Raw genomic sequence first — 17,261 nt, forward strand, 5'->3', positions numbered from 1 at the left:
AACCTGTAATGCAACGGCGTGGTCCGGAGGCGCATACAGTCATATGCGATTTTTATTTCAGGCCGTGTTAGGCTGCGAGTTATGCAGTTCCATCTGAGCGCCGAAGAGGCGTGGTACAATCTGACGCGCGCCACCGCCGAAGCGAAGATGTCCATCGACTTCGAGCAATATATCGTGCGCGACGACGAGATGGGCCGCGATTTCCTCGACCTCCTGGGCCGCAAGGCCCGCGAAGGCGTCCGGGTGCGGGTCATCCTCGACGCCTTCGGCAGCCGGACCCTGCGCGGGTCCGACGCCATTACCGCCCTGCGTCAGGCCGGAGCGCAGGTCATCTTTTACGGCGGTTTGCGCTTCTGGCAGGTGTTTACGCCGTGGAAGTGGTTCCCCCGCACCCACGTCAAGACCCTGCACGTCGACGGGCGGCTGACGCTTCTCGGCAGTATGGGGCTGGCCGAGTATATGCGCGGCTGGCGCGACACGCAGGTGGTCCTGACCCCCGACATCTCCAAGGCCGCCGAGGCCGATTTCGAGCGCCTTTGGACGCGGCTGACGCGTGGCAAGCCCGACCGCGACTTGCCGCCGGAAGCCCTTGCCGGGCCGCGCTCCTATGCGGTGCAAATCCCCGAAGACCATTACGGCCAAATCTACGAGTCGCTATTGCAAGCCGTCGAGCGCGCGCGTCATTCGATCCGCATCGCCACGCCCTATTTCTTTCCGCCGAAACGGCTGCGTAACGCCTTGCTGGCGGCGCAGGACCGGGGCGTGTCGATCCACCTTATGCTGTCCGGCAGGACCGATGTACGGTCCGCCGATTTCATGACGAAGCGCTTGAAATTCAAATGGCTGAAACTGGGCTTCGAGGTGCTGGTCTATCAGAACACGACCCTGCACGCCAAATACGCGGTGATCGACGGCGACTGGGGTACGGTCGGCAGTTGCAATTTCGACGTCCTCAGCCTGCACCTCAATCGCGAGGCCAATATGGTCGTGCGCGATCCGGGCGTGGTGGCAATACTTGCCTCGCATTTCGAGACCGACCGTCAGCATTGCCTTTTGCTGGGTGAGACGGTGGCAGCGGAAGCGATGGAGATCGCCTGATGCGCATCCTGTTTTCCAATCTGGGTTATGCGACCGGGATTTCCGGAAGCCTTTACCACCACGTGACCAAGGCTTTCCGTCACGTCTATCAGTCCCCGGCAGCGCAAAAGGCCGTGCTGGCGCAGTTCCGCCAGATCATCGACCGCGAAGCACCGGATATCGCCTGTCTGGTCGAACTGGACCAAGGCTCGGTTCATTCCGGCGGCTTCAATCAGGTTCAGGCCCTGATGTGTCAGGACTATACGGTCTATGATATCGAGGGGAAGTACGGTCCCGACAGCCATCTGACGCGATTGCCCTTCCATCATGGCAAGAGCAATGCCTTTATCGCAAAACAACCTTTTGCGTTCGACTACCTCTATTTCCGCGATGGCTCGAAGCGGCTGGTGCATCGGATTGTGTTGCGCGAAGGGCTGACCCTGTTTTTCACGCACTTTTCGCTGCAACGCCCGGTGCGGGAAAAGCAGTTCCAGCAGATGCGCGAATGGATCGACGCGGCGGGCGGCGAGGTGATGATCCTCGCCGATTTCAACACCTTCAATGGCTTGGAGGAATTGGCGCCCTTGCTGGAGGGCGGCGATCTGATGCTGCTCAATGCGACGGATATGACGACTTTCAGCTTTCACCGCTGGCGGCATTTGCTGGATCTGTGCGTCTGTTCGAAGTCGCTGGAGGGGCGGCTGGCGATGCAGGTGATTCCGCAGCCCTTTTCGGATCACGCGGCGTTGCTGGTCGAAGAGGTAGCCTGACGCTTTGCCGTGCGTTCGGCTAGAACCATCAGGCCCAGCGCGCAGAACGAACCCACGACCACCGCGATGCCGACCGCGCTCCAGCCCCAATGCCCGGCGATAAAGGCCAGCAAAGGCGGGCCGATCAGCGAGCCGCCCGCACCGAACTGCGTCAGGACGCCATTGGCCGCAGCCGCGTCGAACACCACGCTCATCTTGGGCAGGCGGGCGAAAACGATGCTCGACGCAATGCCCGACACGGCATTCAGGGCGACGATCAGTACCGCCAGCCACAGGGGATGACCTCCGGCAAAGATCAACAGGCTCAAGGCGGCAGGGATCAGTAGTCCGACGCCCAGCGCGATCCAGCGGGCGCGCTCGCCGCGATGGAGCGCCTGACCGGCGACCCACGCCCCACCGAGCGTCGCGGCTGAGGCTATTCCGGTCACGGTTGCCGCCGCCGTCGGCGTTAGGCCGTGCGCGATCAGAAACGCCGGGAACATGGCGATCAGCCCGACGAACAGGGTCGTATAGAACCCGAACCCGCCGCACAGGAGCCACACCGCCGGAACCGGCAGGCTGAATTTGGTGTCGGTTTTGACCTCCACCGGCGGCGAGCGCCACGCGGCGATCAGGGCGATGACCGCCACCACGGCCCACAGCCACAAGGCACCGGTCCAGTGGCTTAAGGTAAGCGCGATGCCGCTGAGGATCATGCCGATGGCGAACCCGGCAGGGACGAAGGTGCTCCACAGAGTCAGGGCGTGGGCCTGATCCTGCGGGCGGGCGACGTGGGTGATCAGCGACGGCGCGGCAATAACGATGAGCAGATAACCGGCGCTTTCGACGATGCGCGCGGCGAACAGGGGCATAACCGATGATGACAGGGCTTCGGCGATGCCCGCGACGGTCAAAAGCGTCACGCCGATGATCAGGGCTTTTCGGCTGCCCAAGCGTCCGATCAGTAAACCGGCGATCAGGCCCAGCGTCGCACCACCGGTTTCGATCAGCGAGACCAGCCACCCGGCCTGCACCAGCGACAAGCCGAGGTCTTCGCGTATGACCGGGGCCAGGGACGCGAACTTGCCGAGTTCGGCGGCGGCCAGCACGCCGATCAGCCAGAGCAGAATAATGTGACGCCAAATAGTGTCGAGGCGGGGCGCGGGAATGTTCATGCGCGTTCGATAGGGCGTCACGTCGTGCGGATCAACGCATAAGATATGCGTATCCTATAAGGTAGTGACCAATCGCGCGGCGCGGCCATCGGACAGGCGGACGCGCTCCCAGATCAGGCGGCTTCGGATGATCGGCACGACGGGATTATGATTGGGGCCGGTGTCGACCTCCAGCCGCGTCAGGCGGTCGTCGTACCAGCCAAGTTCGCGCAGGGACGCTTCGGCAGCGAGGATTTCCGGCGTGGCGAATCCGATCAGGGTCTTGCCGATAAAGGCACCCGGTTCGGCGTTCCAGCGGTTTTCGCGTGATGCCGACACCGCCAGCAGGTCGTGTGTCCGGTCGTCGATCAGGTGCAGGCTGAGGGTCGAGGATTCGACGAGTCGTTTCAGGATGGCGTCCTGTGCCGAGTCGGCCAGCAGGCTTTGCGCCTTACGCCATTGATCGTCGGGTAGGTCGAGCGCGCCGCTTTCCCAGCGCGAGACGGTCGTCTGCGCCACGCCCATCAGCTCGGCCAGATGGCTTTGCTTGAGGCCTTTCAGCAGACGCAAACGGCGCAGAGGGGAGGTGGGACGGGACATGCGGCAATTTTGCCAGCGCCCGTCCCGGGCGTCAATAACCGCCGATCACCGGCAGGATTTCGCCCGTGATATAGCTGGAGCAATGGTTCGACGCCAGAAACACATAGGCCGGGGCCAGTTCTTCGGGCTGGGCGGCGCGCTTCATCGGGGTGTCGCTGCCGAATTGCTCGACCTGTTCGACCGGCTTATCGGCGGGGTTGAGCGGCGTCCACACCGGACCGGGGGCGACCGCATTGACGCGGATACTCTTGGCCAGAAGTTGCCCCGACAGGGCGCGCGTAAAGGCGTGGATACCACCCTTGGTCATTGAATAATCGACGATGGATTTCGAGCCGTCGATGCCGGTGATCGAACCCGAATTGACGATGGCCGCGCCCTTTTTCATATGCTTCAGCGCCGCCTGCGTCATGTTGAAATAGCCGTACAGATTGGTCTTGATCGTCAGGTCGAAATGCTCTGGCGTCAGCTTCTCGAAGTCCATTTCGTGCATCTGAAACGCGGCATTATTGACCAGCACATCCAGCTTGCCGAAGGCCTTCACGGTCTGTTCGACGGCATCGAAACAAAAGGCGCGGTCGGTCACATCGCCGGGGATCAGGATTGCCTTGCGGCCTTCGGCCTCGATCAGCGCTTTCGTTTTCTCCGCGTCTTCGTGTTCGTTGAGATAGACGATAGCGACGTCGGCGCCTTCGCGGGCGAACAGGATGGCCACCGCGCGCCCGATGCCGGAATCGCCGCCGGTAATGATGGCGGCCTTGTCCTTCAGCTTGTCGGAGCCCTTGTAATAGGGCGCGTCGTACATCGGTTGCAGGTCGAGATCGGCCTCATGTCCCGGTTTTTCGAGCGTCTGATGCGGGAAGGGCGGGGCCGGGTAATCGCGCGCGCCGGTTTGCGGCACGTTTCTGGATTCGGACTCCGACTTTTCGCCTTCCAGCACCTCGTCCTGAATGGCGCGGTGCTGGTCGGCGGTGCGGTCCGCCTCGGCGGCGTAGTCTTTACGGTAGTCGTCGGGAGTCATGCGGCATATCCTCTGTTAATCCCCCGATGAGGAGAGGTATGCCGCCGCGGCCGGTCAAAAATCGATGCCTAACCTGCCTTAGCGCAGATTTCACCGCTCAGGGTGTTGAGCTCGGTGCGCTGATTGGACAACTTGGCGTGGATCAGGTCGGCTTCGGCTAGCTTGTCGGCGTCGGCACTTGGATTGGAATCGCGGATCTGCTTGAATTTGACCATATATTGGTCGAGCAGATCGACCGAACGGCGCGAGGCGGCGCAGGCGCGTTTCATATCGCCGGCCTTCGACGCGTCGCCCATTTCGGTCATGGAGGCTTTGAGATCAGCGGCGATGGCGCGCGATTCTTCAAGCGGTGTGGCGGCATAGGCCGACGTTATGGCAGCACTGCCAAGGGCGACGGCAAGACATACGGATGTAAACAGTTTCATGGACAGACCCCTTCTGAACCGCGTCAGATTATCAGACCCGCCAAAACGAAAAAAGTTGCAAATTCCGTAAGGTTGACCTGTGGATAAGAGGGCCAGCGGGCGGCGCGATAGTCCGCTTAAAGAGTCTCTAAAGCCATTGTCTGATCGTTTTTTTACCCGCACGCATCGTGTCGGATACAGCCTTTTGACGAGGCTGAGCATAGATTGAAGGGGTATGAAAAAGCGAACTTGAATTACACGAGGCCCGTGAAGGGTGAGTGTAAACCAGCGGCCCGGCCTGAGTTTCCCCCGGCTCAGACCGGGCCGTTCTGTATTTTAAAGCAGGAATTCCAATGTCCAGTAACGCGCCCAAATCCCCTGACACCAAAAAGTCCGAGACCGGCGATGTGCGCGAGCATTTCGAGCGCGAACATCCGCAAAATGGCGAGCCGGGTGAGCCCTATGGTGATGAGACCGAAGCGAAAGACGAGCGTCGCACACCGCATACCGATCACGGCAAGGGCCTCGGCAATGACCGCTATGGCAAGAGCGATTCCAACCAGCCGAAAGTGTCGAAAAACACCGCTGTCTGAGAATCAGGCCTGATCCTCCAGCGCGGAGCCGAGGCGCTGCACGACCTTTTTCCAGCCGTCGCCCATGTTTTTGAAGGCTACATCGTTGCGTGGAACGACAAAGCCCGAATGGACGAGATGAACGCGTGTGCCGCCATCGACCGCCGTTAGTGTCCACGTGACCTGTGTATCCAGCTTCGACCCGTAACCAACATTATCCTCATGTCCGCCTTGCCAGCTATAGACGAAGCGGGCGGCAGGCACGACTTCAAGCACTTCGCAATGTATGGTGCCGTCCCATTGCCCGGCGGGCGTGGTCTTGAAGGTAAAACGCTTGCCCACGGTCGCTGCAAAGCCTTCGGCAGGCATCAGCCAGCGCTTCATCAGTTCGCCGTCGGTGAGGGCTTTCCAGATCGCGTCCGGGGTGTGGGGGAAAATTTCGTCGACGACGATATTCTGCGAGTCGCTCATCTATCCATATCCTTCAAAAGTTCGCGAAGATTGCCGAACCGCTCGGTCCAGAAGGCACCATAGTGGCTCATCCAGTCGCTCAGGGGCTTGAGGCCTTCGGGTGCGGCGCGATACCATACCCGTCGCCCTTCGGGTCGTTCGATGACCAGACCCGCCAGTCTGAGCGCCTTGAGGTGTTGCGACACCGCGCCCTGTGTGACGCCGCTGCCTTCGGTCAGGCTGGTGACGGTGATTTCCTCCGACGACATGACGCGTTCATAGACGGCCCGGCGTGTGGGGTCCGCGAGCGCGCGAAGGACGGTGTCTATGGGGGCAAGTTCGATCATGTAAATAAATTAGCATTCGCTAATTTATTAGTCAATTCTAATTGAAAAGCCTCACAGGATTTGTAACGCCATGTTTTGAAAAACGATGGTATTTGTAGTGCATTTGCCGGGGATGCCATGCGCCGTGCTGCTCTTATCCTGTTTACCGTTGCGATGGTCACCGCGCCGTCGGCCCGTGCCGAGCTCGATCCCGCCGGTGCCCGGCGTAACTATGAGCAGATCGAAACCCAGTATGCCGGGCTGATGACATGGCTGAGCGAAACCGCGACCAAGGCGCTCGTTTACAAGGAAGAGGGCAATATGGACTATGCCTGCGCCCACTGGCGCGGGGCGCGCGACGGCATGGTCGAAGTTCAAAAGGCGTTGCGCGATATGATCCGTTATGACAAGGCTGCGGGCGGGACAGGTGAACTGGACGAACAACGCCTGCGCCGGATGCAGGAAACCCACGCCAAACTTGAGGTGCGTATCAGGGCAGAATGTGGGGGATAAGGACCGTTGGGGCGGTTGGTAACAATTGCAACTTGTAATTCGGTGAGCCTTGCCCTATATGGGTGAGGTCAAACGACGATATGCCGCGCCAGAAGTCTGTCCGCACCTCATAAGCGGGACCCGGCGCGCCTGAGAAACCTCTCTCACTATCCCCGTTCGATCGCCGCACTGTTGAAAGTCCGGCGCGTTTCACCGATTCAAAATGACGACCGTGCGGATAAAACCGCCGGCAAAGGAGTATTTATCATGGCAACTGCCAATCCCGCGCACCACGACGCGCGCACCCTGACCGCTAAGGCCGCGCGTCAGGCCGAACCCAAGGCTACCATGCCCGGCTTTTCGCCGCGCGCCTTGCGCCGCCTCGTCGCAGCAATGATCGACTGATTGATGATCTGATTATTGCGCTTGAGACTGTTTGCTCAGATATAAAAAGTTCCGGTATAGCGTGGCGTTTTCGGTCGGCGTACCTGCGGTCAGCATCTGGCTGAACTGCGTTACCACCTGACATCCCTGTGCCGGCGGCAGCGATGTCGCCTGATCCAGAAGCGTCAGGTTCGAGATATCGCCGCCGATGGCCGCATAACGCTTTTCAACCAATGCGAGCAGGTCCGATATCGCCATAGGTGTAAAGGCCGCAGGGCGCGTCAGGGCGCTTTCGAGCAATTGGTATTTAATCTCGGTTTCAGCTTCGATGATCGCGGGTGTCATAATCTCAAGCGATATCTTTCCGGTACCCATGACGTAGGCGACGCAGTCTGCGGGCCGGTCTTTCAAGCCGATGGCCATTTTAAGGTTTTGCTGCAGGAACCCTTCGATCGCCGCATCCGACGACTTGATGGTATATTTTTCGATAAGGAGAAGCACAACCTTGGTGCCATAGGCCTGAGCCTCGGATTGGACCTTGTCGGCGGGCACCGAGGTTGCGATGCGGCGGAATTCTGCCCGTGCCTCCGCTTCGAAGCCGGGCTCCGTGCGCATCAGCAGTGAGAAAAGCTTGTTCTCTTTAAGGTAGGCCATAGCGATATCTACGGCGGTGTCGGCAGAGGCGTCAGAAACCTGAGCCTGAGCCACCGGCACGACGATAGCGTTTCCTGCCGATAGCACCAGAGCCAGGCACAGGTTTACGGCTACGAATTTCATGATGTCATCCCCCCTGAATGTTTGTTGATTATGATAAATTTGGCGGGCGCCTGTCAATGGGACGGATTATCTTGGACAGTCCCCAATAACCGATGGCTGATACGGCAAAGGCGGGGAGGGTGGCACCCCATGCGGGCGAAAGGTTCAAGACGGCATAATAGGTGGCGATCCCGGCCGCCCACGCGGCAAACGCCGTCAGGCTCAGGCCGAAGGTAAAGCCATACGGGCCTTTGATGTCGTGGATTTCCGTTGCCGCGACCTGACGTTTGCGGATGATGAAGTGATCGACCAGAAACACGCCGTAAAGCGGGGTGAAGACCGAGCCGATCATGTAGAGGAAGGTCAGGAACTGTGTCATTGGCACGAACAGGGCGATCGCCGTACACAGGACGCCGAAGCCGATCACCAGATGACGGATATGGGCCTTGATAAGGCTGGCCAATGAGGTCGCTGCCGAGAAGATGTCGGCGAAGATATTGTCGGTCTCATCGATCAGAATGAACAGCAAGGCCAGCCCGCCGCCGGTGGTCGCCAGAGCCGATAGAAGCATGTTGTCGGCGCTTTGTCCGGCGCTCAGGGCGTAAGCTGCCCCGAGCGAAAAGAACCAGATATTGGCCAGCGCATAGCCCAGGGCGCTGCCCTTGAACATAGCGCCCGGCGATTTGCCGAAGCGCGCATAGTCGGCGATCAGCGGCAGCCAACTGAGTGGCATGGCTATGACGAGGTCAATGGCGCTCCCGAACGCCAGCGAGCCGTCGCCGGGGCGGGCAAACGCGGCGCTCAGGTCGCCGCTCGACAGGAGCGCGAAGGTCATCCACGCGGCCCCGGCCAGCAGAACCCACAGACCGTATTTCCTGAGCAGACGACGGACGAAGCCAAGCGGGCCCATCACCGCCAGCGCCGTGGCCGCGACGCCGAACACGAGGGTCCACAGGATCGGCAAGCCCACCCCGAACGCATTTTGCGACAAGGTGCCTGCGGCATCGCGCATGGCGATGATCTCGAACGCCCCCCAGCCGATCAGTTGCAGGATGTTGAGGATCGCTGCCACATGCGCGCCGCGAATGCCCAGTGTCGGCCTGAGCGCGGCCATAGTCGCCAGACCCGTATCCGCCCCGACCATGCTGGCCAGACCCAGCAACACTGCGCCGATGCCGCTCCCGACCACGATGGCTAACAGCGCCTGAGGCAAGGACAGGCCGGGCACCAGATAGGCCCCGGCTTGCAGCACCAGAAGGCCGATGCCGAGCGAAAACCATAGGGCAAACGCATCGCGCGTGGTCAGGATGCGCTGGGAGGCCTGGGCCGGAACAAAGGGATCGTAGGAGTCGGGTTGGGACATAGCGCTTAGTTATTTCCGCCGATCAGGTCGCCGAGGCCGCCCAAGACCGAGCCTTCGCCACGGTTGGAACCGCCGCCGCCCGCCGTCGCCACGATGCGACCGGCCAGACGCGAGAAGGGCAGGGACTGAATCCACACCTTGCCCGGTCCGGTCAGTTGCGCGAAGAAGACGCCTTCGCCGCCAAACAGCATCGACTTGACGCCGCCGGCCTGAACGAGGTCGAAATCGACCGTATCGGTAAAGGCCGCGACACAGCCCGTATCGACATGAAGCTGCTCACCGGCCTTCAGCTCGCGCTCGATGACCATGCCGCCGAACTGCACGAAGACCCAGCCGTCACCTTCGAGCTTCTGCATGATGAAGCCTTCGCCGCCGAACAGGCCGGTCATGATGCGCTTCTGAAAAGCGATGCCGAGCGACACACCTTTCGCGGCGGCGAGGAACGAGTCCTTCTGACAGATCAGGCGGCCACCGACATCCGATAGCTTGAGCGGCACGATGGCCCCGGGCACCGGCGCGCCGAAGGCGACGCGGGCCTTGCCGTGGCCATTATGGGTGAAGACGGTGGTAAACAGGCTCTCGCCGGTGACCAGACGCTTGCCCGCACCGAGCAGCGCGCCCATGAAACCTTTCTGCTGACCCGACCCGTCGCCGAAGACGGTGGTCATGCCGACGCTGGCATCTTTCCAAACCATCGCCCCGGCTTCGGCGATGGCGCTTTCGCCGGGATCGAGTTCGATCTCGACGAATTGCAGTTCCTGCCCCTTGATGTCGAAGTCGATGTCGTCGGCGACGCCGGATTGACGACCGTGGTGCGTGGTGGGGACGGATGAATTGCCGAACATGAGCGGGCTCCTGCGATGTGGTGGCACAGGTTTAACGCGACTGACGGCAAAGGGAAGTCCTTTTCTGCCTTGCCCCCACCTTAACCTTCCCCTATGTTCCGCCGTAGTTCACCGGGGTGTCCGCGCGTCAAAGCGGGCTGAGAATCGGACAAGCTTCCGTACACCCGCCGAACCTGATCCGGGTCATGCCGGCGAAGGGAGTGAGTACAGCCCAGGGCGACCGCGTTTTCAGCAACCCGCCCGTGGACCATAGCACCTGACGCGCATGATCCCTTTGTTTTAAAGGGATTACACAATGAACAAGCCCATCAAAGAGCTGAAGCCCATCAGGGTCGAGGCCTCGCCGTTTCCCGGCTCGATCAAGGTCTATGAGCCGGGCGTCCTGTTCCCCGACATCCGCGTCCCGTTCCGCGAAGTCGCGCTGCAAAAAGAGGCCAACGAGCCGCCGGTCAGCCTTTACGATTCGACCGGCCCCTATACCGAAGCGGGCTTCGTGCCTGAGATCGACAAAGGCCTGCCGCGCGTGCGCGAACAACTGGTGCTGGATCGTGGCGATGTCGAATTCATCGAAGGCCGCGCCGTCAAACCCGAAGACAACGGCAATGTCTCCGCCGATCGTCTGGCGCCGGAATTCCCCAACCTGCCCAAGGTGATGCGCGGCAAGCCGGGCAAGATGGTCACCCAGCTCGAATATGCCCGCGCCGGGATCATCACGGCTGAAATGGAATATATCGCCATCCGCGAAAACATCCGCCGCAAGGCCGACGCCGACGTGATCCGCGACGGCGAGGACTTCGGCGCCTCTATCCCCGATTTCATCACCCCGGAATTCGTCCGCGACGAAGTGGCCCGTGGCCGCGCGGTCATCCCGGCCAATATCAACCATGCCGAAGTCGAGCCGATGATCATCGGCCGCAACTTCCTTGTGAAGATCAACGCCAATATCGGCAATTCCGCCGTCACCTCGTCGATGGAAGAAGAGGTCGACAAGATGGTGTGGGCGATCCGCTGGGGCGCCGACAACGTCATGGACCTCTCGACCGGTCGCAACATCCACAATATCCGCGAATGGATTCTGCGTAATTCGCCGAACCCTATCGGCACCGTGCCGATCTATCAGGCGCTGGAAAAGGTCAATGGCGTTGCCGAAGACCTGACCTGGGAAGTCTATCGCGATACCCTGATCGAACAGGCCCAGCAAGGCGTCGATTACTTCACCATCCACGCCGGGGTGCGTCTGGCCTATGTCCACCTGACCGCCAATCGCGTCACCGGCATCGTGTCGCGCGGCGGCTCGATCATGGCCAAGTGGTGTCTGGCGCACCATAAGGAGAACTTCCTCTACACGCACTTCGATGAAATCTGCGACATCATGCGTGAGTACGATGTCACCTTCTCGCTGGGCGATGGTCTGCGTCCGGGCTCGATCGCCGACGCCAACGACCGCGCACAATTCGCCGAGTTGGAAACCTTGGGCGAACTGACCCAGATCGCATGGGCCAAGGGCTGTCAGGTGATGATCGAAGGCCCCGGCCACGTGCCGATGCACAAGATCAAGGCCAATATGGACAAGCAACTCGCCACCTGCGGCGAAGCGCCCTTCTATACCTTGGGCCCACTGACGACCGACATCGCGCCGGGCTACGATCACATCACCTCCGGCATCGGTGCGGCCATGATCGGCTGGTTCGGTACGGCCATGCTCTGTTATGTAACGCCGAAGGAACACCTCGGCCTGCCGGATCGCAACGACGTCAAGACCGGCGTGATCACCTACAAGATCGCCGCCCACGCCGCCGACCTCGCCAAGGGCCACCCGGCGGCGCGCGCCTGGGACGACGCCCTGAGCCGGGCCCGGTTCGATTTCCGCTGGGAGGATCAGTTCAATCTCGGCCTCGATCCCGACACGGCGCGCGCCTTCCACGACGAGACCCTGCCGAAGGAAGCGCATAAGACGGCGCACTTCTGCTCGATGTGCGGCCCGAAGTTCTGCTCGATGAAGATCACGCAGGAAGTCCGGGACTATGCGGCGAACATGACGGATAACGAGAAGGCCGACCTTGAGGCCGCCGTTGTTGAACAAAGCTCCGGCATGAGCGAGATGTCGAAGAAGTTCAAGGCGCTGGGCTCGGAGGTCTACCTACCGGTAGAAGCAGGGTCTTAGACCCTGCACCCGTCACCGGGAACAGAATGAACCGTTTGCGCATCGGTCAAGGGGTGTGGGGTCCGTGACCCCACGCCTTTTTGTTCAAAGCTCTGTCAATATGCCGTCCAGCCGCTGATACCCGCTGTCGATGCCGGAGGTCATGCCGGATTGCAGCGCCATGTCGCGCGCCTTTTCCGATATAAAGTGCATCAGCACCGTCAGTTCGGTCTCATCGCCATCGTCGCTGAGCGTCTGGGTCACGACGCATTCGCCATCGTACCATGCCTCGTCGAAGACTTCGGTATTGGTAAAGGTGACGGGGGCGTCGACAACGCGGTATTCACCGCTCATACCCATGTCGCCCTTGGCCTGATGCCGCCAGACGAAGCGATAGGTGCCGCCGACGCGCAGGTCGATCTCGCACACCGGCATGGTCCAGCCATCCGGGCCGATAAGCCAGCGTTTCAGCAAGGCCGGTTCGGTGAGGGCGCGCCAGACGAGAGGACGCGGGGCATCGAAATGACGGATGACGACGATGTCGGTGGGGGCGGGTGTCGTGACGTTGAGGGTCCGGGTCATTGGGCCGTGCCTTCAAAGGCCGTTGTCAGGCCGGCTATGTCCAGCTTCCCCATGCCCATCATGGCCTGCATGGCGCGTCCGGCCTTTTCGCGATCGGGGTCGGAAAGGTAGCGGCCCAGATGCTCCGGCACGATCTGCCAGGGCAGACCGAATCTGTCGGTCACCCAGCCGCATTGCAGGGGTTTGCCGCCGTCCGCCGACAGGGCGGTCCAGTAATAGTCGATTTCGTCCTGCGTACCGACCGTAACCATGAACGACACGCCCTGACTGAACGAAAAGTGTGGGCCGCCGTTGAAAGCATTGAACCTTTGCCCGCAGAGGCTGAAGGCGGCACCGCCGCCCGTACCGTCCGAGAGGATATCGGCGTCATCCCTGAATACCGATTTATAGAAGGTAACGACCTCCGGCATAGGGGCGTTGAACATGAGGAAGGGGGTCAGGCTGGGCATTCTACTCTCCTTTGGTGGTTTTGGGGGTTTCGGTTTTCAGATCTTCAAGCAGCGCATCGAGGCGCGAGAAACGCTGCTCCCAGTGGGCGCGGTAGCCTTCGATCCAGGCATTGATCTCCGCCATCGGCTGGGCGTTGAGGCGGCAAGGGCGACGGGTCCCATCGCGGCCGCGGGTAATCAGGCCCGCCCGTTCCAGCACGATCAGGTGCTTGGAAATCGCCGGCTGGCTCATGGCGAAAGGGTCGGCCAGTTCGTTGACGGTCGCGTCTCCGGTTTTAAGCCGTGTCAGGATGGCGCGACGGGTCGGATCGGCGAGGGCGGTAAAGGCGGCATCCATCTGGGCGGCGCTGAGCATATTTAAAACCTAAAAGTTATATAACTTAATGGTTATATTTATGGGCGCGCTCTGTCAAGCCTTTGGCTCGCTCGTATTATTATAGACGACGTTCCGGACTCCGCTTGACCTTGCGGTGCTTGGCCTGTATAGCCGCGCAATCTTTTTGAGGTTGGGTCTGCCAAGACCCGTTCCCCATGTCGAATTATGCAGGGCCTGTGTGCCCGCCGTAACCTCCATAGCGCAGGTTGCGGCTTTTGTGTTTGTCGATATGGCCCCTCGATCACGACCGGCCAAACGGCCGTATTTCAACCCGGAACCCCCCGGCCAAACGGCACAGGTTCCCTATACGAGAGCATGATATGCCCACGATTAACCAGCTTATCCGTAAGCCGCGCAAGGCCCCGCCGAAGCGCAACAAGGTGCCGGCCCTGAAGGGTTCGCCCCAGCGCCGCGGCGTTTGCACCCGCGTTTACACCACCACCCCGAAGAAGCCGAACTCGGCCCTTCGTAAGGTCGCCAAGGTCCGTCTGACCTCGGGCATCGAATCGGTGTGCTACATCCCGGGCGTCGGCCACAACCTTCAGGAACACTCGGTGGTTCTGATCCGCGGCGGCCGCGTGAAGGACCTTCCGGGCGTCCGTTACCACATCCTGCGCGGCGTGCTAGACACGCAAGGCGTCAAGAACCGTAAGCAACGCCGTTCGCACTACGGTGCGAAGCGTCCTAAGTAAGGAGCATCGAGTATGTCCCGTCGTCACCGCGCTGAGAAGCGCGACGTCCTGCCGGACCCCAAGTTCGGTGATCTGGTCGTCACCAAGTTCATGAACTACGTCATGTACGAAGGCAAAAAAGCCGTCGCCGAAAACATCATCTACGGCGCCTTCGACATCCTGGAAGCCAAGAAGAAGGATTCGACCGCGATCGAAACCTTCCACGCGGCCCTCGACAACGTTTCGCCGTCGATCGAAGTCCGTTCGCGCCGCGTCGGCGGTGCGACCTATCAGGTCCCCGTCGAAGTCCGTCCGGACCGTCGCCGTGCCCTGGCTATCCGCTGGCTGGTCAATGCCGCGCGCAAGCGTGGTGAGAGCACCATGACGGAAAAGCTGGCCGGTGAGCTTCTCGACGCTTCCAACAACCGCGGCACCGCGGTCAAGAAGCGCGAAGACACCCACAAGATGGCCGAAGCCAACCGCGCTTTCGCCCACTACCGCTGGTAAGTGCGGGGCAGGGGTTCACGCCCCTGTCATATTAGAGCTTTAACGCGCGGGGGGTTTAGGTTAAACCGCCCGCGCATCTACACATTAAAGTCTCTGGCGAAACCAAGTTTTTTGGCGACCCTATTTAGCTATCCCTTTTTGACCTTCTGTTGAGGCCCGTATCATGCCCCGCATACACAAGATCGAGGACTACCGTAACTTTGGTATCATGGCGCATATCGACGCCGGGAAGACCACGACTACGGAACGTATCCTCTACTACACCGGCAAGAGCCACAAGATCGGCGAAGTCCACGATGGCGCTGCCACGATGGACTGGATGGAGCAGGAGCAGGAGCGCGGCATCACGATTACGTCCGCCGCGACGACCGCTTTCTGGGAAGGCAAGCGCCTGAACATCATCGACACCCCGGGCCACGTCGACTTCACCATCGAAGTGGAGCGTTCGCTTCGCGTTCTCGACGGCGCGGTCGCCGTTCTCGACGGTAACGCCGGCGTTGAGCCCCAGACCGAAACCGTCTGGCGTCAGGCCGACAAGTACTCGGTGCCGCGCATCGTGTTCGTCAACAAGATGGACAAGATCGGTGCCGATTTCGACAAGTCGGTTCAGTCCATGCGCGACCGTCTGGGCGCCAAGGCCGTGCCGATCCAGTTCCCGATCGGTTCGGAAAACACCCTGTCCGGCCTCGTCGACATCGTGAAGATGAAGGCGATCATCTGGGACAACGACGCGCTCGGCGCCAACTATGCCGAACACGAAATCCCGGCCGATCTGATGGACAAGGCCGTTGAGGCGCGTCAGTACCTCATCGACAACGCCGTCGAACTCGACGACGAAGCCATGGAAGCCTATCTCGAAGGCAACGAGCCCGACGTCGCCACCATCAAGAAGTGCATCCGTAAGGCGGTTCTGACCGGCGCCTTCTATCCGATCCTCTGCGGTTCGGCCTTCAAGAACAAGGGCGTTCAGACCCTGCTCGACGCCGTCGTCGATTACCTGCCGTCGCCGCTGGACATCCCGCCGACCAAGGGCATCGACTACAAGACCGAAGAAGAAGTGGTTCGCCACGCTTCGGACGAAGAGCCCCTGTCGGTTCTGGCGTTCAAGATCATGGACGACCCCTTCGTCGGTTCGCTGACCTTCTGCCGCCTGTACTCGGGCAAGCTGGAAGCCGGCATGGGCCTGCTCAACTCGACGCGCGACAAGCGCGAGCGCGTTGGCCGCATGCTGCTCATGCACTCCAACAACCGCGAAGACATCAAGGAAGCCTATGCCGGCGATATCGTCGCTCTGGCCGGTCTGAAGGACACCCGCACGGGTGACACCCTTTGTGACCCGCTGAAGTCGCCGGTCATCCTGGAACGCATGGAATTCCCCGCACCGGTTATCGAAATCGCCGTGGAACCCAAGTCGAAGGCCGATCAGGAAAAGCTGGGCGTTGCTCTGGCCAAGCTGGCGTCCGAAGATCCGTCCTTCACCGTTTCGACCGACCACGAGTCGGGCCAGACGATCCTGAAGGGCATGGGCGAACTCCACCTCGACATCAAGATCGACATCCTGAAGCGCACCTATAAGGTCGAAGCCAATATCGGCGCGCCGCAGGTGGCCTATCGTGAATCGATCACCCGCAAGGCTGAAATCGACTACACCCACAAGAAGCAAACCGGTGGTACGGGGCAGTTCGCCCGCATCAAGCTGGTCTTCGAACCGGGCGAGCCCGGCACGGGCTTCGTGTTCGAGTCGGCCATCGTCGGCGGCGCGGTCCCTAAGGAATACATCCCGGGCGTCACTAAGGGCCTCGAATCGTCCAAGGAAAACGGTCTGCTGGCCGGCTTCCCGCTGATCGACTTCAAGGCCACCCTGATCGACGGCGCTTACCACGACGTCGACTCCTCGGTCCTCGCCTTCGAAATCGCGGCCCGCGCCGCGTTCAAGGAACTGCGTGAGAAGGGCGGCCCCAAGCTGCTCGAACCGATCATGAAGGTCGAAGTCGTGACCCCGGAAGAGTATCTGGGTTCGGTCATCGGCGATCTGAACGGCCGTCGCGGCATGATTCAGGGCCAGGACATGCGCGGTAACGCCATCGTCGTCGACGCCTTCGTGCCGCTCGCGAACATGTTCGGCTACGTGAATACTCTGCGCGGTATGTCGCAAGGCCGTGCGCAGTTCTCGATGGTCTACGATCACTACGAGCCCGTGCCGCAGCACGTCGCCGACGAAGTGATCAAGAAGTACGCCTAAACAAAATCGGATGTTGGCCCGTGGCATTTTGTGTGCTACGGGCCGCTCCTTACGTAATCAACCCTACGCAAATGAAGGTCCGCATCCGCGGAATTGAAAAA

21 protein-coding genes and 1 riboswitch are annotated in these 17,261 nt (G+C 60.8%); of the genes, 9 read left to right on the forward strand and 12 right to left on the reverse strand.

Features of this window, described 5'->3' with window-relative positions; translation table 11 throughout:
- Positions 1 to 81 precede the first annotated feature (81 nt).
- Both AEYBE204_RS29580 and AEYBE204_RS29585 read left to right on the forward strand, forming a co-directional pair.
- Positions 82 to 1,098, forward strand: a complete 1,017-nt coding sequence (locus tag AEYBE204_RS29580; protein WP_023462111.1) for a phosphatidylserine/phosphatidylglycerophosphate/cardiolipin synthase family protein — start codon at positions 82 to 84, stop codon at positions 1,096 to 1,098.
- A complete protein-coding gene (locus AEYBE204_RS29585; RefSeq protein ID WP_023462112.1) occupies positions 1,098 to 1,847 on the forward strand; it encodes an endonuclease/exonuclease/phosphatase family protein in 750 nt (249 codons plus the stop codon). Before AEYBE204_RS29580 ends, AEYBE204_RS29585 begins: the two co-directional genes overlap by 1 nt.
- Here the strand turns inward: AEYBE204_RS29585 and AEYBE204_RS29590 are convergent.
- The 4 genes from AEYBE204_RS29590 to AEYBE204_RS29605 all read right to left on the reverse strand — a co-directional run bounded on the left by AEYBE204_RS29590 (position 1,814) and on the right by AEYBE204_RS29605 (position 5,023).
- Positions 1,814 to 3,001, reverse strand: coding sequence for a CynX/NimT family MFS transporter (locus AEYBE204_RS29590; RefSeq protein WP_023462113.1), 1,188 nt, complete (start codon positions 2,999 to 3,001; stop codon positions 1,814 to 1,816). The genes AEYBE204_RS29585 and AEYBE204_RS29590 overlap by 34 nt on opposite strands.
- Before the next feature lie 54 nt (positions 3,002 to 3,055).
- Complete coding sequence (locus AEYBE204_RS29595) at positions 3,056 to 3,580, reverse strand: helix-turn-helix domain-containing protein (RefSeq protein WP_023462114.1); 525 nt, start codon at positions 3,578 to 3,580, stop codon at positions 3,056 to 3,058.
- 31 nt (positions 3,581 to 3,611) lie between these two features.
- The gene (locus AEYBE204_RS29600; RefSeq protein WP_023462115.1) at positions 3,612 to 4,598 is read right to left on the reverse strand and encodes an SDR family oxidoreductase; all 987 of its coding nucleotides are present in this window, start codon (positions 4,596 to 4,598) and stop codon (positions 3,612 to 3,614) included.
- Between the two features lie 68 nt (positions 4,599 to 4,666).
- Positions 4,667 to 5,023 (reverse strand): hypothetical protein, encoded by a 357-nt coding sequence (locus tag AEYBE204_RS29605; RefSeq protein WP_023462116.1) that lies wholly within the window; start codon positions 5,021 to 5,023, stop codon positions 4,667 to 4,669.
- Positions 5,024 to 5,355: 332 nt separating this feature from the next.
- Here AEYBE204_RS29605 and AEYBE204_RS29610 point away from each other — a divergent pair, with 332 nt between their 5' ends.
- Positions 5,356 to 5,595 carry a hypothetical protein gene (locus AEYBE204_RS29610; RefSeq protein ID WP_023462117.1) on the forward strand — a complete coding sequence of 80 codons (240 nt, stop codon included), beginning with the start codon at positions 5,356 to 5,358 and terminating at the stop codon, positions 5,593 to 5,595.
- A gap of 3 nt (positions 5,596 to 5,598) precedes the next feature.
- Here AEYBE204_RS29610 and AEYBE204_RS29615 read toward each other — a convergent pair whose 3' ends face one another.
- A complete protein-coding gene (locus AEYBE204_RS29615) occupies positions 5,599 to 6,045 on the reverse strand; it encodes an SRPBCC domain-containing protein (protein WP_023462118.1) in 447 nt (148 codons plus the stop codon).
- Complete coding sequence (locus tag AEYBE204_RS29620; RefSeq protein ID WP_023462119.1) at positions 6,042 to 6,371, reverse strand: helix-turn-helix transcriptional regulator; 330 nt, start codon at positions 6,369 to 6,371, stop codon at positions 6,042 to 6,044. Before AEYBE204_RS29620 ends, AEYBE204_RS29615 begins: the two co-directional genes overlap by 4 nt.
- Positions 6,372 to 6,488: 117 nt before the next feature.
- On the opposite strand from AEYBE204_RS29620, the gene AEYBE204_RS29625 reads away from it, so the two are divergent.
- Together AEYBE204_RS29625 and AEYBE204_RS40300 are read left to right on the forward strand one after the other, a co-directional pair.
- Positions 6,489 to 6,863 (forward strand): hypothetical protein, encoded by a 375-nt coding sequence (locus AEYBE204_RS29625; RefSeq protein WP_023462120.1) that lies wholly within the window; start codon positions 6,489 to 6,491, stop codon positions 6,861 to 6,863.
- Positions 6,864 to 7,109: 246 nt separating this feature from the next.
- Positions 7,110 to 7,247, forward strand: a complete 138-nt coding sequence (locus tag AEYBE204_RS40300) for a hypothetical protein (protein ID WP_023462121.1) — start codon at positions 7,110 to 7,112, stop codon at positions 7,245 to 7,247.
- 12 nt (positions 7,248 to 7,259) lie between these two features.
- Here AEYBE204_RS40300 and AEYBE204_RS29630 read toward each other — a convergent pair whose 3' ends face one another.
- The 3 genes from AEYBE204_RS29630 to AEYBE204_RS29640 are packed head-to-tail and all read right to left on the reverse strand — an operon-like array spanning position 7,260 to position 10,190.
- Positions 7,260 to 8,003, reverse strand: coding sequence for a hypothetical protein (locus tag AEYBE204_RS29630; protein WP_023462122.1), 744 nt, complete (start codon positions 8,001 to 8,003; stop codon positions 7,260 to 7,262).
- Between the two features lie 28 nt (positions 8,004 to 8,031).
- Positions 8,032 to 9,345 (reverse strand): putative hydroxymethylpyrimidine transporter CytX, encoded by a 1,314-nt coding sequence (cytX, locus tag AEYBE204_RS29635; protein ID WP_023462123.1) that lies wholly within the window; start codon positions 9,343 to 9,345, stop codon positions 8,032 to 8,034.
- Positions 9,346 to 9,350: 5 nt separating this feature from the next.
- Positions 9,351 to 10,190 (reverse strand): TIGR00266 family protein, encoded by an 840-nt coding sequence (locus AEYBE204_RS29640; RefSeq protein WP_023462124.1) that lies wholly within the window; start codon positions 10,188 to 10,190, stop codon positions 9,351 to 9,353.
- A gap of 102 nt (positions 10,191 to 10,292) precedes the next feature.
- A riboswitch (TPP riboswitch) is annotated at positions 10,293 to 10,407 on the forward strand.
- A 78-nt stretch (positions 10,408 to 10,485) separates the two neighbouring features.
- On the opposite strand from AEYBE204_RS29640, the gene thiC reads away from it, so the two are divergent.
- The gene (thiC, locus tag AEYBE204_RS29645; protein ID WP_023462125.1) at positions 10,486 to 12,354 is read left to right on the forward strand and encodes a phosphomethylpyrimidine synthase ThiC; all 1,869 of its coding nucleotides are present in this window, start codon (positions 10,486 to 10,488) and stop codon (positions 12,352 to 12,354) included.
- An 84-nt stretch (positions 12,355 to 12,438) separates the two neighbouring features.
- On the opposite strand, the gene AEYBE204_RS29650 is transcribed toward thiC, so the two are convergent.
- The 3 genes from AEYBE204_RS29650 to AEYBE204_RS29660 are packed head-to-tail and all read right to left on the reverse strand — an operon-like array spanning position 12,439 to position 13,719.
- Positions 12,439 to 12,915, reverse strand: coding sequence for an SRPBCC family protein (locus tag AEYBE204_RS29650; RefSeq protein WP_023462126.1), 477 nt, complete (start codon positions 12,913 to 12,915; stop codon positions 12,439 to 12,441).
- Positions 12,912 to 13,364 carry a VOC family protein gene (locus AEYBE204_RS29655; RefSeq protein ID WP_023462127.1) on the reverse strand — a complete coding sequence of 151 codons (453 nt, stop codon included), beginning with the start codon at positions 13,362 to 13,364 and terminating at the stop codon, positions 12,912 to 12,914. The genes AEYBE204_RS29650 and AEYBE204_RS29655 overlap by 4 nt, the downstream gene beginning before the upstream one ends.
- Position 13,365: 1 nt before the next feature.
- Positions 13,366 to 13,719, reverse strand: coding sequence for a helix-turn-helix transcriptional regulator (locus AEYBE204_RS29660; protein WP_023462128.1), 354 nt, complete (start codon positions 13,717 to 13,719; stop codon positions 13,366 to 13,368).
- 341 nt (positions 13,720 to 14,060) lie between these two features.
- Between AEYBE204_RS29660 and rpsL the strand changes: the two genes are divergently transcribed.
- The 3 genes from rpsL to fusA all read left to right on the forward strand — a co-directional run bounded on the left by rpsL (position 14,061) and on the right by fusA (position 17,160).
- On the forward strand, positions 14,061 to 14,432 hold the full coding sequence (gene rpsL / locus AEYBE204_RS29665; protein WP_023462129.1) for a 30S ribosomal protein S12: 372 nt from the start codon (positions 14,061 to 14,063) through the stop codon (positions 14,430 to 14,432).
- Positions 14,433 to 14,444: 12 nt separating this feature from the next.
- The gene (gene rpsG, locus AEYBE204_RS29670) at positions 14,445 to 14,918 is read left to right on the forward strand and encodes a 30S ribosomal protein S7 (RefSeq protein WP_023462130.1); all 474 of its coding nucleotides are present in this window, start codon (positions 14,445 to 14,447) and stop codon (positions 14,916 to 14,918) included.
- Positions 14,919 to 15,081: 163 nt separating this feature from the next.
- Positions 15,082 to 17,160, forward strand: coding sequence for an elongation factor G (gene fusA, locus AEYBE204_RS29675; RefSeq protein WP_023462131.1), 2,079 nt, complete (start codon positions 15,082 to 15,084; stop codon positions 17,158 to 17,160).
- Positions 17,161 to 17,261 lie beyond the last annotated feature (101 nt).

Source organism: Asticcacaulis sp. YBE204 (genome assembly GCF_000495855.1).
GTDB lineage: Bacteria > Pseudomonadota > Alphaproteobacteria > Caulobacterales > Caulobacteraceae > Asticcacaulis.

Excerpts from the sequence above, each read along its gene's own strand:
- AEYBE204_RS29580 (WP_023462111.1), top strand. The coding sequence starts at position 82 with ATGCAGTTCCATCTGAGCGCCGAAGAGGCGTGGTACAATCTGACGCGC.
- AEYBE204_RS29585 (WP_023462112.1), top strand. The coding sequence starts at position 1,098 with ATGCGCATCCTGTTTTCCAATCTGGGTTATGCGACCGGGATTTCCGGA.
- AEYBE204_RS29590 (WP_023462113.1), bottom strand. The coding sequence starts at position 3,001 with ATGAACATTCCCGCGCCCCGCCTCGACACTATTTGGCGTCACATTATT.
- AEYBE204_RS29595 (WP_023462114.1), bottom strand. The coding sequence starts at position 3,580 with ATGTCCCGTCCCACCTCCCCTCTGCGCCGTTTGCGTCTGCTGAAAGGC.
- AEYBE204_RS29600 (WP_023462115.1), bottom strand. The coding sequence starts at position 4,598 with ATGACTCCCGACGACTACCGTAAAGACTACGCCGCCGAGGCGGACCGC.
- AEYBE204_RS29605 (WP_023462116.1), bottom strand. The coding sequence starts at position 5,023 with ATGAAACTGTTTACATCCGTATGTCTTGCCGTCGCCCTTGGCAGTGCT.
- AEYBE204_RS29610 (WP_023462117.1), top strand. The coding sequence starts at position 5,356 with ATGTCCAGTAACGCGCCCAAATCCCCTGACACCAAAAAGTCCGAGACC.
- AEYBE204_RS29615 (WP_023462118.1), bottom strand. The coding sequence starts at position 6,045 with ATGAGCGACTCGCAGAATATCGTCGTCGACGAAATTTTCCCCCACACC.
- AEYBE204_RS29620 (WP_023462119.1), bottom strand. The coding sequence starts at position 6,371 with ATGATCGAACTTGCCCCCATAGACACCGTCCTTCGCGCGCTCGCGGAC.
- AEYBE204_RS29625 (WP_023462120.1), top strand. The coding sequence starts at position 6,489 with ATGCGCCGTGCTGCTCTTATCCTGTTTACCGTTGCGATGGTCACCGCG.
- AEYBE204_RS40300 (WP_023462121.1), top strand. The coding sequence starts at position 7,110 with ATGGCAACTGCCAATCCCGCGCACCACGACGCGCGCACCCTGACCGCT.
- AEYBE204_RS29630 (WP_023462122.1), bottom strand. The coding sequence starts at position 8,003 with ATGAAATTCGTAGCCGTAAACCTGTGCCTGGCTCTGGTGCTATCGGCA.
- cytX (WP_023462123.1), bottom strand. The coding sequence starts at position 9,345 with ATGTCCCAACCCGACTCCTACGATCCCTTTGTTCCGGCCCAGGCCTCC.
- AEYBE204_RS29640 (WP_023462124.1), bottom strand. The coding sequence starts at position 10,190 with ATGTTCGGCAATTCATCCGTCCCCACCACGCACCACGGTCGTCAATCC.
- thiC (WP_023462125.1), top strand. The coding sequence starts at position 10,486 with ATGAACAAGCCCATCAAAGAGCTGAAGCCCATCAGGGTCGAGGCCTCG.
- AEYBE204_RS29650 (WP_023462126.1), bottom strand. The coding sequence starts at position 12,915 with ATGACCCGGACCCTCAACGTCACGACACCCGCCCCCACCGACATCGTC.
- AEYBE204_RS29655 (WP_023462127.1), bottom strand. The coding sequence starts at position 13,364 with ATGCCCAGCCTGACCCCCTTCCTCATGTTCAACGCCCCTATGCCGGAG.
- AEYBE204_RS29660 (WP_023462128.1), bottom strand. The coding sequence starts at position 13,719 with ATGCTCAGCGCCGCCCAGATGGATGCCGCCTTTACCGCCCTCGCCGAT.
- rpsL (WP_023462129.1), top strand. The coding sequence starts at position 14,061 with ATGCCCACGATTAACCAGCTTATCCGTAAGCCGCGCAAGGCCCCGCCG.
- rpsG (WP_023462130.1), top strand. The coding sequence starts at position 14,445 with ATGTCCCGTCGTCACCGCGCTGAGAAGCGCGACGTCCTGCCGGACCCC.
- fusA (WP_023462131.1), top strand. The coding sequence starts at position 15,082 with ATGCCCCGCATACACAAGATCGAGGACTACCGTAACTTTGGTATCATG.